Raw genomic sequence first — 16,425 nt, 5'->3', positions numbered from 1 at the left:
AAACCTAGTTAAACCGTTCCGGATCAAATGGCCGCAAATCCATGGAGGGTTTCTCTTCATTCGCCAGTTCACTGATTAATTGTCCAGTACCGGCTCCCAGGCTCATGCCAACCATTGAATGCCCTGTGGCGAATAACAGGTTTTTATACCTGGAACTTCTCCCTATATAAGGCAGACCATCCGCTGAACAGGGGCGGAACCCATACCAAACATTTGCCTCATCTGCCCTGGGTAATTGAAAATCGGGGAAATATCGCTGAACGGCATTTAAAATACCTTCTACCCTGCTTAACCGGGGTGGTTTATTCAGGGATGTTATTTCCATAGTGCCCCCAAACCGGATTTTATTCCCATCCATGGGCGTTAGCGCTACCCTGCCTTCCATCAATACGGCAGGATGATTGAGTTTATTGGGTGAATCTTCCAGTGTAACAGAGTAACCTCTTCCACCAACCATGGGAAGGCGGGTATCCAGTTGCGCCGCCAATTCACGACTCCAACTTCCAGCTGCCAGTATTATTTTATCTGATTCGTATACCCCTTTGGTAGTTCGAACATGCGTAATTGTTCCTGCTTTTTTATCAAATCCAGTTACTTCTTCATTCGAACGAAACACCACGCCATTTGCAAACAGGTGTTGGCGCAAGCTGATCATAACTTTGTTAGGGTACACATGAGCATCACATTTGAACCAGAGTGCTCCTTTTATATTGAGCCGGGTTTGTGGTTCCAGGGCCTGTACCTGCTCATAACTGAGCAGCTCTGCTTCCAATCCCAGTTTCAGGGCATCCTCGCAAAAATGATGCGCGTGTTCCTCTTTCTCAGGAGTCTGGAAATATTCCATCAACCCCTTGTGCTCGTAGGCCATTTCAATCCCCGGAATTGACTGCCAGGAAAGATACGCCTGCTGGCTTAGCAGACCGATATCCCGAAGGGGAATGGCCGCCGCTTTCACTTTCTCCGGAGTGGCAGATTTCATGAACAGCAAGCCCCAGTCGATCAGTGATTTACTAAGCCGGGGCTGAACATAAAACGGACTTTTACTGTTCCACATCCATTTAAACCCCTGTTTGATGATGCCTGGAGTTGCCAGGGGTACAAAATGCGAAGGACATACATATCCCGCATTGCCATAGCTGCAATTATCGCTCAAGTCGTTCCGGTCAATAACTGTAACCTCCCAACCAGAACGACGCAGGTACAGAGCTGAACTAAGTCCCACTATCCCACCCCCAATGATGATTGCTTTCATAGTTTGATAAATGCAACGAATGTACAGAATTGCCTAAATTAGTAGAAACGATTCCTGCACATGGAAACTTACGGAAGGATATTGCTGATTGCTATGCCGGTCTTTTTGCTGCTTGTTCTTTTTGAAAAATGGTACGGATGGAGAAAGGGTAAAGAAACCGTCCGTACGATGGACATGATCTCAAGCCTGAGTTCAGGCATCACCAATGTTACCAAAGATGTATTAGGATTAAGTATTGCTATCATCAGTTATGGATGGCTGGCAGATCATCTTGCGATTGTAAAAGTTCCGGATGGATGGCCTACCTATGTAATTGCTTTTATTGCACTCGACTTTGCCGGATACTGGACGCACCGCATCGCACATGAGTATAATTTTTTCTGGAACAATCATATCATTCATCACAGTAGTGAAGATTTCAACCTGGCTTGTGCACTTCGGCAAAGTATTTCCTCTATTGTAAAACTGTTTACTATTTTCCTGTTGCCAGCCGCTCTTTTTGGAGTACCGGAACAGGTTGTAGCAGTAGTTGCTCCACTTCATTTATTTGCGCAATTCTGGTATCATACCCAGCATATCAATAAAATGGGATGGCTGGAAAAAATTATTGTAACTCCTTCCCACCATCGCGTGCATCATGCATTGAATCCCGAATACCTGGATAAGAATTACGGACAGATCTTCATATTCTGGGACAAGCTCTTTGGTACCTACCAGGAAGAACTGGATTCGGTTCCTGCTGTATACGGTATTACCCGACCAGTGAGAACCTGGAACCCCGTAAAAATCAATTTCATGCATTTATGGCTGCTGATCCAGGATGCCTGGAGGGCTCAAAGCTGGAAAGATAAATTCCGCATTTGGCTGATGCCAACAGGCTGGCGACCAAAAGATGTAGAAGAAAAATACCCGGTTTTTAAAATTGAAGATCCTTATCATTTTGAAAAATATGAACCGACAGTTCCTGCCACTGTACGGTGGTGGAGCTTATTTCAGATCTTGATCTGCCTGTTGCTGATCAGTTATCTTTTCGGTTATATAGCACAGATAGGTTCCCCCGGAATATTTCTCTACGGTTTGTTTGTTTTCCTGATGGTCTACGCATACACCGAGCTGATGGACAACCACCGTGATGCGCTTTACTGGGAAATTGCGAAAAACCTGCTGGGCTTATCCATTCTTTATTACCAGCGCGATTGGTTTGGATTGAGTTCACTCGGAACTTTCCTTCCGGTTTTCCTGGCCAGTTATTTTATCGGCTCAACGCTGGTAGTTTATTATTTTGTAAGGCAGCAATCACGTCCATCACTTACTCCATAGGCGGACGGTACTGTGAATCGGGGTTATCCAAAACAATAACCCAATCCTGACCGACTCCGAGGGTAGGCGGCTTGATTTCAAGCACGTCTTTGCGGTAGGTAGAGATACCTCGAACTACATGCCCGATCCTTGGATCCACAAACCAGATCTTGATATCAGAGCTTTTCATGAAACGGGTATCCACTTTGATGGTCTTGCCCACCGGCATATAGATCATAGCGAAATCATTGTCCTTGCCGCGAAAAGCGGTAATGAATTCGGAATTCTTCATGCTTTGTCCCTCTACAATCATCTTAGGGTCATATACCCTGCCGAGGTAGGGACGTGATTCAATGATCTTGCGCAGATAACCTACCTGGTAGGCACCGGGGCGATCCATTCCGGCCGTCCAGCTCCAGTCAGCATACGTGATGGGCTCTTCGCGTTCGCTGTAGAACTGCCATACACCATGATGGCCATACGTAACACCACATCCGCCGGCAAAAACCGAACGATAGCTTTGCTTCCGAACATCATACTCCGTGAAATAACCCTTTTTTTCATCCCATTTTGGCCAGGGATCCACCGGGTGATCTTCGTAATTAGGTTCTGCATCCATTGTAGGTTTGGGAGACGGCAGGTTGAAATCGCGCTCAATCCATTTCCACACGGGCACATCATGGCCGCTACCATGACCGCTTTGAACAGTGTTCATATTCAGCCAGGTTTCTTTATGCAGGTATTTGGAAGTGGATTCTCCACCGGAAATATGATAGGTAATAAAAGCTTTGTAGTCAGTAGCTTCCTGGATCCCCCGGGCCATAGCTCTCCAGATGGGTCTGAAGTCATTGGAATCCTTTACCGGAAGGCGATCACCTCCTAACATCCAGATAATGTTTTCATCATTTCTGTACCGGTTGCCAAGCCATTTGCCATATAGATAGGCATTTCGTTCGTTGAAGATAACCGGGCCTTTTCCCCATTCCTTGGATACCTTATCGCCCCAGGTGGGCAGGAGAGCAACAAACATATCAATTTCAGCTGCCATACGGATGGTAGTATCAATCAGCTGGAAATATTTGGGATTGGGCTTGAGTGGATCGTTCTGAAAAAGCGGAAGTGCCGAATAGCGGTTTGCCTTCGTAAGTCCGTCGTGTTCTGCCAGGACAACGGCCTGGATTACATTAAAGCCCTTCTTATGGCGGTCGTTCAGGTATTGAACGATCTCTTCAAAACTGAGTCTGTGAAACAATTCCCATCCGGTATCACCCAGCCAGAAAAAAGGGCGACCGTTAGTAGTTTCAAGGTAATGTGCGTCTGCACTCACTCTCAATCTGCCATGCTTCCATTGATGCTGAGAGAAGCAGGGAATTGACAACAGCACTGCCACTAAAAGCAGTATCGGGTATTGGATTTTATTCATCAACCGGAGTTTATCGCGGTAAAATACATATACAACGACAGAATTACTATCTTAATTGTAATCTTTTCCAAAGAAATAAATGAAAACCAGTAGGACAGTAAGAGAATTACAGGAGGCCATGGAATTTCATCGTGATCCTGAAAAAGCGGAGCAGATGTCCCGCTATATGAAGGGCAAATTTATATACCTGGGAATAAACCAACCGATACGGAAAGAGTTATCAAAACCGTTTATTAAGGCGGCAAAAAAACTGGACATGGCTGAAATCCTGCAGTATGCTGCTGAACTATGGGAATTACCGGAGCGTGAATATCAATATGTGGCGATGGAATTGCTCTATGCAGAACGTAAAAAATGGAATCCTGCAGCTGAAAAGTTTTTCCTTTCTCTGGTAACGGAAAAATCCTGGTGGGATACGGTTGATTTTATAGCAGCCAAATTGATCGGTGGCTGTTTGCAGCATAAAACCGATCGAAGCATCATGAAAAAATGGGTTGCATCAGAAAATATATGGAAAAACCGGACAACCCTTCTGTTTCAATTGTTTTATAAAGAAAAAACCGATCCTGATTTTCTTTTTTGGGCTATCCATGAATTGAAAGGAAAAAAGGAGTTTTTTATTCAAAAAGCCATCGGCTGGTCGCTCCGGCAGTATCACCGAGTTGCGCCAGGGAAAGTGGAAGCTTTTGTTGAATCAGCTGGCATTAACGGCCTCGCTAAACGGGAAGCCTTAAAACATGCTGGATAAACGGTATGGAACAAATTGGTAGATTCTGTAACTTTTCACCACCAATTTAAATCGACTGAATATGAGCGACCAGACTTCTTCTTCACTCAGCAGAAGAAATTTTCTTCGGCTTTCCGGTTTGACCGGAGCTGCATTGACAATCGGTTTTTTCGTGCCGGCACTTGCCAACGGAAAACCAACCATTATGAGCACAGCAGAAGCAGCGAGCGCGGGAATTGATCTAACAGCGTGGATACGAATCGACAAAACAGGCCTTGTAACGATTTTTAGTCACCGTGCCGAGATGGGTCAGGGCGCCTACCAGAGCATTCCGCAAATTGTGGCGGAAGAACTGGAAGTTGATTTATCTAAAGTAAAAGTTGAATTCGCAAAAGGCCACCCCTCCAAATACGGCAGCCAGATAACGGGAGGTAGCTCAACCGTAAGGGGATCTTTTAAAGCACTCCTGAATACGGGTGCAGCAGCCAGGGAAATGTTAATTACCGCAGCGGCCCAAACCTGGCAGGTGGATCCTGAGGCATGTTATGCATCGGAAGGTCAGGTAATTCATCGTCCCAGTGGAAAAAAACTGGGTTACGGCGAATTGGTGGAAAAAGCATCGGGCTTAACTCCACCTGCATCCGTAAAATTAAAAGCAAGAAAAGATTACAGATATATTGGCAAGCCGGTTAGCAGACTAGATAACCCAGATAAAATAACCGGTAAGGCAGTTTTTGGAATTGATGTCAGTTTACCCGGAATGAAATATGCTGCAGTGGAGCGCAGCCCTCGTTTCCATGGTAAAGTCAAATCCTTCAATGACAAAAAAGCCCGTGCGGTTAAAGGAGTGATTGATGTAATCAAAGTGGAAATGCCTGTTTTTTCAGGAACCCGTGAAGGTGTAGCAGTAATTGCGGACAATACTTGGGCTGCATTGAAAGCAAAAAAAATGCTGGAAATTGAATGGGAAGATACCGGAATTGAACGGGTAAGTACAGAGTCTCTCTACCAGCGGATGAAGGAGGACCTGGCCAAACCCGGACTTCCCCAAAAAGCGCTGGGAGATCCGGTTCGGTTTTTTGATAAGGCAGAGAAAAAACTGGACCTCATTTATGAAACGCCCTATGAAAGTCATAGTGCAATGGAACCATTGAATTGCACGGCTCATTATACTTCGGATAGCATACGGGTTTGGGGGCCCATCCAGGGACCTGATTGGATTCAATCGGATTTATCAACGCGGTATAAACTGCCAATAGAAAAAGTGGAAGTAAATATGACTTTCCTGGGTGGTGGATTTGGAAGAAAAGCATTTACCGATTACCCGGCAGAAGCAGTATATATTTCCAAAGCGATCAATGCACCGGTTCAGGTGGTTTGGACAAGGGAAGATGATATGACCCAGGGACCTTTCCGTCCAGGTGGTGTTTATGGATGCAAGGCAGTTTTACAGGGTGACAGGATCAATGCGCTGGAGATCAAATTGTCCGGTCAGAATATGGATCATCAATGGTCACCCAACCCGGATAAAATGGATTACAATCGCAGTACTACAGAAGGTTGGCTGGAGCCTTATTTTGAAAGCATACCGAATTATCGCTTTGCTGATATTCCAACAGAATCGCCTGTACCTGTGATGTGGTGGAGATCTGTTTATTCATCCACCAATGCTTTTGCATTTGAAAGTTTTTGGGATGAGATGGCAGTAGCGGCCGGGAAGGATCCGCTGGCATTCAGGAAAGCACATATTTGGGATAACCATGACCGCTACCATAAACTGATTGACAAGTTGAAGGAGGTAACGAATTGGGATAAACGGGGAAAGGGATATGGTGTTGCATTTGCCGAGTGTTTTGGTTCCATCATTGGAGAAGTAGTACAGGTATCCAAAAACGGCGAGAATGGTGTGAAGGTAAACAAAGTAACTGTTGTAATTGACTGCGGCTGGTATGTAAACCCAACCATTATTGAACAGCAGGTGGAAGGGAGTGTAATCATGGCCCTGGGTGCAGCAACCATTCACGCCACTAATTTCAGAGATGGCAAGGCAATAGAAACCAATTTCCATCAATATCGCTTATCAAGAATACAGGATACGCCTGAAATTGAAGTGATCATCATGGAAAACGACGAAAAAGCAGGTGGCGTTGGAGAACCGAGTCTTCCTCCTCTGGCACCTGCTTTGTGTAATGCGATTTATGACTTAACGGGAAAGCGTATTCGAAAACTTCCTTTTTCGCTGACCAATCTGCCGGAAGCATAAGCAACGGCAGATTGATTTAATTGCGTGCCGCTTTTACCTGGGCGGGAGTGAAAACCGCTTTGGATTTATTACCCCAGCTGTTGGCCACATAGTTGGTTACATCGGCAATCTCTTCATCTGAAAGATAAGATTGCTCGGGCATCATCATGTTATAGGTTTTGCCATTCACCTTTATTTCTTCATTAAGGCCTTTCAGAATAACTGTAATAATCTTTTTTGGATCCTTCTGGAAATAATCAGATTTGGCAAGTGGAGGAAAACTTCCTTCAATACCTTCCCCGTTTTCCTGGTGACAACTCATACAATTGTTGTCATAAACTTCTTTACCACGTTTTATACTGGCCTCTTTCGGATTCTGTACAAAGGCCGAGAACATTATTACACTAATCGTAAGTACGGATGCAACAGCAATTTTTTTCATGTGCGTTTGGTTATGCTATATTATATTAATCAGTTCGCCTTCAAGGTCATAATCATAGGCTTTTGTAATTTTTACCTGAACGAATTGTCCGGGCACCAGTTTTTCACTGGTATTAATCACCACTTCGTTATCTACTTCCACACTGTCAAATTCCGTTCTTCCAAGATAACGACCTGCCTCTTTTTTATCAACTATTACCTTAAAAATCTGGCCCAGTTTTTCCTGGTTTTTTTCCAGGCTGATTTCCTGCTGAACTTCCATAATTTCCTGCGCACGCGCTTCTTTCTCTTCCGCCGGGATATTGTCTTCCAGGTCGTGAGCTGTTGTATTTTCTTCGTGTGAATAGGTAAAGATACCCACTCTGTCGAACCGCATCCGCTTTAAAAAGTCTTTCAGTTCTTCCACATCCTCCCGGGTTTCTCCAGGAAATCCGGTGATCAGGGTGGTTCGGATACAGATTCCTGGCACCTGTTCACGTATAGCAGCTATGAGTGTCTCCATCTCCTCTCTTGTAATCTGCCGCTTCATGGCTTTTAACATATTGTTGGAAGCGTGCTGCAGGGGCATATCCAGGTAATTACAGATAGTAGGATGGGCTTTGATGGCATCCAGGATTTCCATTGGAAACTTGGATGGGTAGGCATAATGCAGTCGGATCCATTCGATACCAGGCACGGCAGCCAATTGATGAAGCAATTCCGGCAATTGTCTTTTTTTATACAGATCAAGGCCGTAATAGGTGAGTTCCTGCGCAATCAGCATGATTTCCTTCACGCCTTTTTTAACAAGGGACTCCGCTTCTTTTACAAGTTCTTCTATCGGCCGGCTAACGTGGCCACCCCGCATCAGGGGAATGGCACAAAAAGAGCAGGTGCGATTGCAGCCTTCCGAAATTTTCAGATAGGCATAATGTTTTGGCGTAGCCAGCATACGCTCTCCCAGCAACTCAGCCTTGTAATCTGCTTCCAGCTCTTTTAAAATCAGCGGCAGTTCCATAGTGCCGAACCAGGCATCCACTTCAGGGATTTCTTTTTCCAAATCGTCCCGATACCGCTGACTAAGACAGCCGGTAACATATACTTTATCCAGTTTACCTTTCTGTTTAAGGGAAACCTGATCTAGTATGGTATTGATGGATTCTTCCTTGGCCTTATCAATGAAACCACAGGTATTAACCACAACGATGTTATGATCCAGTTTTGCATTTTCATGCACTACCTGGATATCATTGGCGAGCAACTGACCGCTGAGCACCTCACTGTCCACCATATTTTTACTACACCCCAGGGTAATGATATTCACTTTGTCCTTCTTCAGCGTTCTGGCTTTCATGTGCAATTTTAATAAGGCGCAAAGTTACGCTTTTCCCCTCGCTGGGGAAAGGGGCAGTTCCCAGGCTGCAAAACAGTTTGGAAAATTTTTTTGTTTTAGCGGCAAAACAGGCAGGGTTCAGGACTGAAGGCTGAAGAGGCTATCCACAAATTCGTGCTTATCGAAAACCAGGAGGTCTTCCATTTTTTCACCTACTCCAATAAACTTCACGGGTATTTTGAACTGGTTGGCAATGGCCAGCACTACACCTCCTTTTGCTGTTCCATCCAGTTTGGTAATGGCAAGTGCACTAACTTCTGTAGTGGCTGTAAAATGCTTTGCCTGTTCAAGGGCGTTTTGTCCGGTTGAACCATCTAAAACAAGCAGCACTTCATGAGGAGCATTTGGGATTACTTTCTGGATTACCCGCCGGATTTTACCCAGCTCATCCATCAGGTGAGCCTTGTTATGAAGGCGACCCGCTGTATCAATAATAATAACATCCGTACCGCGTGCAACACCACTTTGAACTGTATCAAATGCAACGGCAGCCGGATCAGACCCCATATCCTGTTTTACAATTGGAACTCCTACCCTATCACTCCAGATTGTTAACTGGTCAACCGCAGCAGCACGGAAGGTATCAGCAGCACCCAGTAATACCGATTTTCCTGCTTTCTTGAAATTATAAGCCAGCTTTCCAATAGTAGTGGTTTTACCTACTCCATTCACGCCAACGACCAGGATTACATAAGGTTTGTTGGGAAGGTCCGATTGGAAGGAGTAGGTATTACTTTCCGGTGCGTCCACTAATACGCCACGGATTTCATCCTGTAGAATATTGTTGAGTTCTGAGGTATTGAGGTATTTATCGCGGGAAACTCTTTTTTCGATTCGCTCAATAATCTGAACGGTGGTTTCTATTCCCACATCAGCTGTAACCAGTGCTTCTTCCAGGCTATCCAGCACTTCGTCATCCACTGAACTTTTTCCAGCTACCGCTTTGGTGATCTTGCTTAAAAAACTTTCCTTGGTTTTCTGCAGCCCCTGGTCCAACGACTCCTTTTCTTTCTTTCCGAATAATTTATCAAAAAAACCCATATGCGGTATTGTAAAATGGTAGTTGTAAAAATTGGCAAATGTCTTCCCTGAATGGGATGCCAAAGGTAAGATTCCCAGCTGGTTTTTCAGGATTCCCTTCTGAACCGGAATTGGATAAAACAGAAAAAGCTGTTCCGAATATCAGAACAGCTCATCAGGTAATTAAGTACCCGGAATTATTTTTCGCCCAGGAATTCTTTGATTTTGTCCTTGTGAACGATTGCCTCTTTGAACGTATAGGCACCGGTCTTGGGACTACGAACAGCCTTGATCACTTTGGTCCAGTTCTTAGCTTCAGCTGCTGCCTTCTGGTCTTTGGTCTTGATCGCGGTTTTTGCTGCTTTTGCCATGGTATAATAAATTAGAAAATTTGTAAATCAGGTTTACGCGTCTTATTTGATTTCTTTGTGTACAGTCACTTTCTTCAGAATGGGATTGTACTTCTTCAACTCCAGACGCTCAGGAGTGTTCTTCTTGTTCTTGGTAGTGATATAACGGCTGGTACCAGGCTGACCACTGGTCTTATGCTCGGTACATTCCATAATCACCTGAACTCGGTTACCTTTCTTTGCCATTGTAATGCGTTTTATAAGGATCGCCACCGAAGCGGCAATTAATTTCTTTTAGATTTTAACTCCTTTTGCTCTCAATTCCTTTACTACTGCATACAGACCATTTTTATTGATGGTCCGCAGTCCTTCAGCAGACAGTTTCAATGTAATCCACTTGTCTTCTTCAGCGATATAAAACCGCTTTGTCAGCAAATTTGGTAAAAATCTGCGCTTTGTCTTAATATTTGAGTGAGAAACCCGATGACCAGTGATCGGAGTCTTACCCGTAACCTGACATACTCTAGCCATGACTGTCAAAATTTAGGACGGCAAAGGTAGGAGTAAATCTTAATAAAATCAAAACTAAAACTAAAAAAATAAAAAGCCAGGTTAGGATGAGGTAACTATGAGGTAACCTTTAGGTAATCACTCTAATCGAAGATTGGTTCGCTAACAATTCCTTAATTTGGGTACATCTGCCAGATCCGGAATTTTGGATATAAATGGCTGATTATGACAGATATGGATGGAAAAAGAAAGACGATACCCCGGGATATTAGCTGGCTTGCGTTTAATGCCAGGGTTTTGCAGGAAGCAGCAGATCCGACCAATCCACTGCGGGAGCGCATTAAGTTCCTGGGTATTTTCTCCAACAATATGGATGAATTTTTCCGGGTTCGTGTAGCCACCCTGAAACGAATGATTGAGCTGGGTAATACTAAAAAGGCCAAACTGAATATGCACCTGGAAATCTCACCGGAAAAAATCCTGGAAGAGATCATGATTCGGGTACTGCAGCAGCAACATGAGTTCAACCGGATCTGGGGAATGATACAGGCCGATCTGAGAAAGGAAAAAATATTCCTGATCACAGAAAAACAGCTCAATCGTGAACAAAAGCTGTTTGTCAAACAGTTTTTTGAAGAAGAAGTGAGGGTAAATACCATTCCTCTTATGATTGATCAGGTTCCGAATTTTCCTTACTTACGCGATAAATCCCTGTTTCTCGCTGTACTGATGAGCCGGAAATCTGCAGATTTTGCACGCAAATATGCATTGATAGAAATACCTACAAAAGCTGTCGGTCGCTTTATCCAGCTTCCCTCCCCTGATGGTGAAAAACACATCATCCTGCTGGAAGATATCATCCGTTTTAATCTGCCTTCTATCTTCTCTTATTTTGGCTATGAAAAATTTGAATCCTGGATCTTTAAAATGACCAGGGATGCAGAAATTGACATTGACAATGATGTATCCACTACCCTGATTCAGAAAATTGAAAAAGGCGTCAAGAACCGCCGGAGAGGAAAACCGGTACGCTTCGTGTATGAAAAAGAGATGGATGCCGCATTACTTGAATTTCTGATGCGCAAAATGAACCTGACCAGTAAAGACAACCTGATACCGGGCGGGCGCATTCACAACTTCCGTCATTTCATGGATTTTCCAAATGTCTTCAGCAAAAAATCACAACGGAAAAAACCCTTTCAGCATCCTTTGCTGGCAGGTACTTCCCGGGTAACAGACATCGTATTGGAGCAGGACATTATGCTGCATTTCCCCTACCATTCCTTTAACCCGGTGATCGATCTTTTACGAGAAGCCGCTATTGATAAAGATGTGGTGTCGATCAAGATCACCGCATATCGACTGGCTTCCAATTCCAAAATTATCAATGCCCTGATCAATGCTGTCCGAAACGGAAAAGAAGTAACCGTGATGATGGAACTCCGGGCAAGATTTGAAGAAGAAGCCAACCTTGAATGGAAGGAAAAACTGGAAGAGGAAGGTGTTCGGGTACTGATCGGCATTCCTAACATGAAAGTACATGCGAAATGTTGCATCATCCGCAAACGAATCAATAACCGGACTATACAATACGGATTTGTAAGTACCGGCAACATGAATGAAAGTACGGCTACTATCTATGGAGATCATTGCCTGCTGACAGCTCACCGGGGTATTATGGCGGATATCAACCGTGTGTTTTTATACCTCGAGAAACATCGCACTTCACCTGACATTCTTAAAGGCTGTAAATCACTTATTCCTTGCCCCGGTACACTTAGAAGAGAACTGATTAAACTCATCAATCATGAAATAAGGGCAGCGAGGAAAAAAAAGCCAAGCGGCATCACCCTGAAAATGAATTCGCTTTCTGACGAGCTGTTGATTGAAAAATTATACGAAGCAGCGCGGACAGGTGTACCTGTACGCTTAATTGTAAGAGGAATTTTCTGTATGTATTCAGAGAGCAAGAAATACAAAAAAACGGTACAGGCGATTAGCATCGTGGATGAATACCTGGAGCATGCAAGAGTGTTTTGGTTTCACAACGGAGGCAAAGAGAAAGTTTATATATCTTCGGCCGACTGGATGGTTCGCAACCTGGATCATAGGGTTGAAATCACTTGTCCGATTTTTGATCCGGATATTCAAAAAGTGTTGAAGAACATGTTGGAAATTCAACTGAATGATAACGTGAAAGCGAGAGTTCTGGACAATCATCTACAGAACCAATATGTTAGGAACAAAGGGAAAAAAGTAAGGTCCCAAGTGGAACAATACAACTACCTTCAATCCAAGCGAAGCCGCCAGCAGATCACAGACAGCCTCAACCAGCTGCCTGCAATGGAAGCAACCGAAACATAAGTATTTCTGAAAATCAGCAGCCTTGAAATTAGCCGCTATCGATATTGGAAGTAATGCCGCACGTTTACTGATAACAGAGGTAATCACAGACGACCAGGGCAATGAACGTTTTAATAAGTTAAACCTGGTCAGGGTTCCGCTCCGGTTAGGGTTTGATGTGTTTGAAAATCAGACGATCTCTCCGCAAAAGGAGGAACATATTATAAAAACCATTCGGGCCTACAGGGCACTGATTGATGTTTATGGTGTTGAGCATTATAAAGCCTGTGCTACTTCTGCGATGCGGGATGCAAGCAATGGTCCGGCAATTATCGATCATATAAAAAAAGAAACGGGCATTCAGATTGATATCATTTCCGGCGACCAGGAAGCCTCCTTTATTTATGAAAATCACATTGCCGAGAATATGGATAAAGATCAATCCTATCTCTACATTGATGTGGGTGGAGGCAGTACAGAATTAACCTTTTTCAACGAAGGTAAACTTGCTTACAAAAAATCTTTCAACATAGGTACGATCCGTATCCTGAAAAACCAGGTAACTGAAGCACATTGGGATGACATGAAGGAAACGATCCGGCAATTCACCAAAGGCGCAAAATCTGTTACTTGTATAGGATCCGGGGGGAATATCAACAAAATATTCTCTATGTCCAAGAAGAAAGATGGCAAATCACTTCCCCTGGAACTTCTCAAAGATTATCATCGTGAACTTAGCAGTTTCACCGTATCACAACGGATGCGGCTCTACAATTTGCGGGAGGACCGTGCGGATGTTATTGTTCCTGCCCTTAGCATCTACATTAATGTGATGCGATGGGCCGATGCAAAGGAAATTTTTGTTCCCAAAATTGGTTTGGCGGATGGATTGGTGCATATACTTTATGAAGAAGTGAAAGGGGAAAAGTGAAAGGTGAAACGTCAGAAGTGAGAAGTGAGAAGTGAGAAGTGAGAGCACTATCAATATTCAATTTATATAACAGTATTTCATGTCGGTTCATAAAGAAGTTAAAAAGGTTACTACCAATACCCTGCTGAAAATGAAATCTGCGGGGGAAAAGATAGCCATGCTTACGGCTTATGATTATTCTTTTGCCCGGATTTTTGATGAAGCGGGTGTAGATGTATTATTGGTGGGTGATTCTGCCAGTAACGTAATGGCTGGCCATGATACAACCGTTCCCATCACACTGGAACATATGATCTATCATGCACAATGTGTGGTACGAGGGGTAAACCGAGCGCTGGTGGTGGTGGATCTTCCATTCGGTTCTTATCAGTCGAATTCTGATATTGCACTGGCAAGTGCCATCCGGATCATGAAAGAAACCGGCGGACATTCCATTAAACTGGAGGGTGGTGAGGAAGTGGCAGAGAGTATCCGGAGGATTGTGCATGCAGGCATACCAGTGATGGGGCATCTTGGACTAACACCGCAATCCATTTACAAATTTGGCACTTATACTGTTAGAGCTAAAGAAGAAGCCGAAGCAGAAAAACTGAAAAAGGATGCTTTGCTATTGCAGGAAGCCGGCTGTTTTGCCATTGTACTTGAAAAAATTCCAGCCACCCTGGCGAAAGAAGTGAGCGAATCACTTACCATACCAACTATCGGTATCGGAGCAGGCAACCAGTGCGATGGACAGGTACTGGTAATGCATGACATGCTGGGCATCAACAATGATTTTAATCCTCGCTTCCTACGGAAATATTTGAACCTGCACGATCAGATCCTCGGAGCAGTTGGACATTATGTGAAAGATGTTCGCAGCGGTGATTTCCCTAATGAACAGGAACAATACTGAGGTATCCTCATACTGATTGGGAAAACTGTACCTTTGCCGGCTAAAACAGCTTGCAATGGAATTTTTACGCACACTTGGGGTAGATGCTCAAAATATTGGCAGTTCTACCGGATCAAACTGGCTTGAATCAACCGGCCCATCCATCTCGTCTTATTCTCCCGTTGACGGTAAATTGATAGGTTCTGTACAGACAACCGATAAAGCTGCCTATGAGGCCATTCTTAAGCAGGCAGGTGCTGCTTTCCTGGAATGGAGACAGTGGCCGGCTCCTCGCAGAGGGGAAATTGTTCGGCAGGTGGGTGAAGCTCTTCGTGCGCAAAAGGAAAACTTGGGCAAACTGGTATCCTACGAAATGGGAAAAAGCCTGCAGGAAGGATATGGTGAGGTGCAGGAAATGATCGATATCTGCGATTTTGCAGTAGGCTTATCTCGCCAGTTGTATGGCCTGACCATGCACAGTGAAAGACCGGGTCACCGTATGTATGAACAATGGCATCCCCTGGGTATTGTTGGAATTATTTCCGCTTTTAATTTCCCGGTAGCAGTATGGAGCTGGAACGCAGCGCTGGCATGGGTTTGCGGTGATGTCTGCATCTGGAAAGCATCTGAAAAAACGCCGCTTTGCTCCATTGCATGCCAGAATATCATCAATGAAGTTTTCAAAAAGAACAATGTACCGGAAGGTGTCAGCTGCATCGTGAATGGCGGTCGTGATTTGGGTGAATGGTTGAGCCATGATACCCGCATCCCGCTGATATCTGCCACCGGATCCACCCGCATGGGTAAAGCCGTTGGAGCAGCAGTAGGCGCAAGATTGGGTAAAAGTATATTGGAACTGGGTGGCAATAATGCAATCATCATTACCCAGGACGCAGACCTGGATATGTCTCTTATTGGTGCAGTGTTCGGGGCTGTAGGTACAGCCGGACAACGTTGTACTACTACCCGTAGATTGATAATTCATGAATCGGTGTATGAAACGTTCAAGAACAAATTGGTTAATGCGTACAAACAGTTACGCATTGGTAACCCGCTCGACCAGCAAAATCATGTTGGTCCGCTGATTGATAAAGATGCCGTACAACAGTACCTCAACTCCATTGAGGCCTGTAAAAAAGAAGGTGGCAACTTTGTAGTAGAAGGAGGCATACTGGAAGGAGAAGGTTATGAAAGTGGTTGTTATGTAAAGCCCTGTATCGCCGAGGCTGAAAATCATTACCAGATTGTACAGCACGAGACCTTTGCCCCCATTTTATACCTGCTGAAATACAAAACCATCGATGAAGCTATCGCGCTTCAAAATGGGGTTCCTCAGGGTTTATCCTCAGCAATTATGACCCTCAACCTTCGGGAAGCGGAACAATTCCTAAGTGCGGCAGGAAGTGATTGTGGCATCGCCAACGTTAATATTGGTACCAGCGGGGCTGAAATCGGCGGCGCATTTGGAGGAGAAAAAGAAACCGGCGGCGGACGTGAAAGTGGTTCCGATGCCTGGAAAGCCTATATGCGCAGGCAGACCAACACTATCAATTATACCACCAAACTGCCTCTGGCTCAAGGTATTAAATTTGATCTTTAACAATATCCATTTAACAGGATGCAAAATTTACGCAAGCGGCA

Annotated in this window: 15 protein-coding genes; 7 read left to right on the top strand and 8 right to left on the bottom strand. The window is 44.4% G+C overall.

Going from position 1 to position 16,425, the window contains the following annotated elements; all coding sequences use genetic code 11:
* Window positions 1–4 precede the first annotated feature (4 nt).
* Window positions 5–1,252, bottom strand: a complete 1,248-nt coding sequence (locus L0U88_RS09720; protein ID WP_234865853.1) for an NAD(P)/FAD-dependent oxidoreductase — start codon at window positions 1,250–1,252, stop codon at window positions 5–7.
* A gap of 60 nt (window positions 1,253–1,312) precedes the next feature.
* On the opposite strand from L0U88_RS09720, the gene L0U88_RS09715 reads away from it, so the two are divergent.
* Window positions 1,313–2,572 (top strand): sterol desaturase family protein, encoded by a 1,260-nt coding sequence (locus L0U88_RS09715; RefSeq protein ID WP_234865852.1) that lies wholly within the window; start codon window positions 1,313–1,315, stop codon window positions 2,570–2,572.
* Here L0U88_RS09715 and L0U88_RS09710 read toward each other — a convergent pair.
* Window positions 2,562–3,974 carry a glycoside hydrolase family 140 protein gene (locus tag L0U88_RS09710; RefSeq protein ID WP_234865851.1) on the bottom strand — a complete coding sequence of 471 codons (1,413 nt, stop codon included), beginning with the start codon at window positions 3,972–3,974 and terminating at the stop codon, window positions 2,562–2,564. The genes L0U88_RS09715 and L0U88_RS09710 overlap by 11 nt on opposite strands.
* Before the next feature lie 79 nt (window positions 3,975–4,053).
* On the opposite strand from L0U88_RS09710, the gene L0U88_RS09705 reads away from it, so the two are divergent.
* On the top strand, window positions 4,054–4,722 hold the full coding sequence (locus L0U88_RS09705; protein ID WP_234865850.1) for a DNA alkylation repair protein: 669 nt from the start codon (window positions 4,054–4,056) through the stop codon (window positions 4,720–4,722).
* Window positions 4,723–4,783: 61 nt separating this feature from the next.
* Window positions 4,784–6,964 (top strand): molybdopterin cofactor-binding domain-containing protein, encoded by a 2,181-nt coding sequence (locus L0U88_RS09700; RefSeq protein ID WP_234865849.1) that lies wholly within the window; start codon window positions 4,784–4,786, stop codon window positions 6,962–6,964.
* 16 nt (window positions 6,965–6,980) lie between these two features.
* Here the strand turns inward: L0U88_RS09700 and L0U88_RS09695 are convergent, their stop codons facing one another.
* From L0U88_RS09695 to rpmB, 6 genes are all read right to left on the bottom strand, one after another.
* Entirely contained in the window at window positions 6,981–7,385 is a 405-nt protein-coding gene (locus L0U88_RS09695; protein ID WP_234865848.1) for a c-type cytochrome, read from the bottom strand.
* Window positions 7,386–7,400: 15 nt separating this feature from the next.
* Window positions 7,401–8,717, bottom strand: a complete 1,317-nt coding sequence (gene rimO / locus L0U88_RS09690) for a 30S ribosomal protein S12 methylthiotransferase RimO (RefSeq protein WP_234865847.1) — start codon at window positions 8,715–8,717, stop codon at window positions 7,401–7,403.
* Between the two features lie 117 nt (window positions 8,718–8,834).
* Window positions 8,835–9,797: a signal recognition particle-docking protein FtsY gene (ftsY, locus tag L0U88_RS09685; RefSeq protein WP_234865846.1), complete on the bottom strand. Its 963-nt coding sequence runs from the start codon at window positions 9,795–9,797 to the stop codon at window positions 8,835–8,837.
* A gap of 176 nt (window positions 9,798–9,973) precedes the next feature.
* A complete protein-coding gene (locus L0U88_RS09680; RefSeq protein WP_234865845.1) occupies window positions 9,974–10,147 on the bottom strand; it encodes a DUF4295 family protein in 174 nt (57 codons plus the stop codon).
* A 42-nt stretch (window positions 10,148–10,189) separates the two neighbouring features.
* On the bottom strand, window positions 10,190–10,372 hold the full coding sequence (rpmG, locus tag L0U88_RS09675) for a 50S ribosomal protein L33 (RefSeq protein WP_039132552.1): 183 nt from the start codon (window positions 10,370–10,372) through the stop codon (window positions 10,190–10,192).
* Between the two features lie 48 nt (window positions 10,373–10,420).
* Entirely contained in the window at window positions 10,421–10,657 is a 237-nt protein-coding gene (gene rpmB, locus L0U88_RS09670) for a 50S ribosomal protein L28 (RefSeq protein WP_234865844.1), read from the bottom strand.
* Between the two features lie 204 nt (window positions 10,658–10,861).
* Here rpmB and ppk1 point away from each other — a divergent pair, with 204 nt between their 5' ends.
* From ppk1 to amaB, 4 genes are all read left to right on the top strand, one after another.
* A complete protein-coding gene (ppk1, locus tag L0U88_RS09665; RefSeq protein ID WP_234865843.1) occupies window positions 10,862–13,000 on the top strand; it encodes a polyphosphate kinase 1 in 2,139 nt (712 codons plus the stop codon).
* A 22-nt stretch (window positions 13,001–13,022) separates the two neighbouring features.
* On the top strand, window positions 13,023–13,910 hold the full coding sequence (locus L0U88_RS09660; RefSeq protein WP_234865842.1) for a Ppx/GppA phosphatase family protein: 888 nt from the start codon (window positions 13,023–13,025) through the stop codon (window positions 13,908–13,910).
* A 79-nt stretch (window positions 13,911–13,989) separates the two neighbouring features.
* On the top strand, window positions 13,990–14,805 hold the full coding sequence (panB, locus tag L0U88_RS09655) for a 3-methyl-2-oxobutanoate hydroxymethyltransferase (protein ID WP_234865841.1): 816 nt from the start codon (window positions 13,990–13,992) through the stop codon (window positions 14,803–14,805).
* A gap of 55 nt (window positions 14,806–14,860) precedes the next feature.
* Window positions 14,861–16,384, top strand: coding sequence for an L-piperidine-6-carboxylate dehydrogenase (amaB, locus tag L0U88_RS09650; RefSeq protein ID WP_234865840.1), 1,524 nt, complete (start codon window positions 14,861–14,863; stop codon window positions 16,382–16,384).
* Window positions 16,385–16,425: the final 41 nt, after the last annotated feature.

Source organism: Flavihumibacter fluminis (assembly GCF_021491375.1).
GTDB lineage: Bacteria > Bacteroidota > Bacteroidia > Chitinophagales > Chitinophagaceae > Flavihumibacter > Flavihumibacter fluminis.
Note: the sequence above shows the minus strand (reverse complement) of the source record. Positions and strands in the feature narration are given on the sequence as shown.

Bases quoted from the DNA above. Each gene is read 5' to 3' on its own strand.
- rpmG (WP_039132552.1), bottom strand. From the start codon at position 10,372: ATGGCAAAGAAAGGTAACCGAGTTCAGGTGATTATGGAATGTACCGAG.
- rpmB (WP_234865844.1), bottom strand. From the start codon at position 10,657: ATGGCTAGAGTATGTCAGGTTACGGGTAAGACTCCGATCACTGGTCAT.
- rimO (WP_234865847.1), bottom strand. From the start codon at position 8,717: ATGAAAGCCAGAACGCTGAAGAAGGACAAAGTGAATATCATTACCCTG.
- L0U88_RS09680 (WP_234865845.1), bottom strand. From the start codon at position 10,147: ATGGCAAAAGCAGCAAAAACCGCGATCAAGACCAAAGACCAGAAGGCA.
- L0U88_RS09700 (WP_234865849.1), top strand. From the start codon at position 4,784: ATGAGCGACCAGACTTCTTCTTCACTCAGCAGAAGAAATTTTCTTCGG.
- L0U88_RS09705 (WP_234865850.1), top strand. From the start codon at position 4,054: ATGAAAACCAGTAGGACAGTAAGAGAATTACAGGAGGCCATGGAATTT.
- L0U88_RS09715 (WP_234865852.1), top strand. From the start codon at position 1,313: ATGGAAACTTACGGAAGGATATTGCTGATTGCTATGCCGGTCTTTTTG.
- ftsY (WP_234865846.1), bottom strand. From the start codon at position 9,797: ATGGGTTTTTTTGATAAATTATTCGGAAAGAAAGAAAAGGAGTCGTTG.
- L0U88_RS09720 (WP_234865853.1), bottom strand. From the start codon at position 1,252: ATGAAAGCAATCATCATTGGGGGTGGGATAGTGGGACTTAGTTCAGCT.
- L0U88_RS09695 (WP_234865848.1), bottom strand. From the start codon at position 7,385: ATGAAAAAAATTGCTGTTGCATCCGTACTTACGATTAGTGTAATAATG.
- panB (WP_234865841.1), top strand. From the start codon at position 13,990: ATGTCGGTTCATAAAGAAGTTAAAAAGGTTACTACCAATACCCTGCTG.
- L0U88_RS09710 (WP_234865851.1), bottom strand. From the start codon at position 3,974: ATGAATAAAATCCAATACCCGATACTGCTTTTAGTGGCAGTGCTGTTG.
- ppk1 (WP_234865843.1), top strand. From the start codon at position 10,862: ATGACAGATATGGATGGAAAAAGAAAGACGATACCCCGGGATATTAGC.
- amaB (WP_234865840.1), top strand. From the start codon at position 14,861: ATGGAATTTTTACGCACACTTGGGGTAGATGCTCAAAATATTGGCAGT.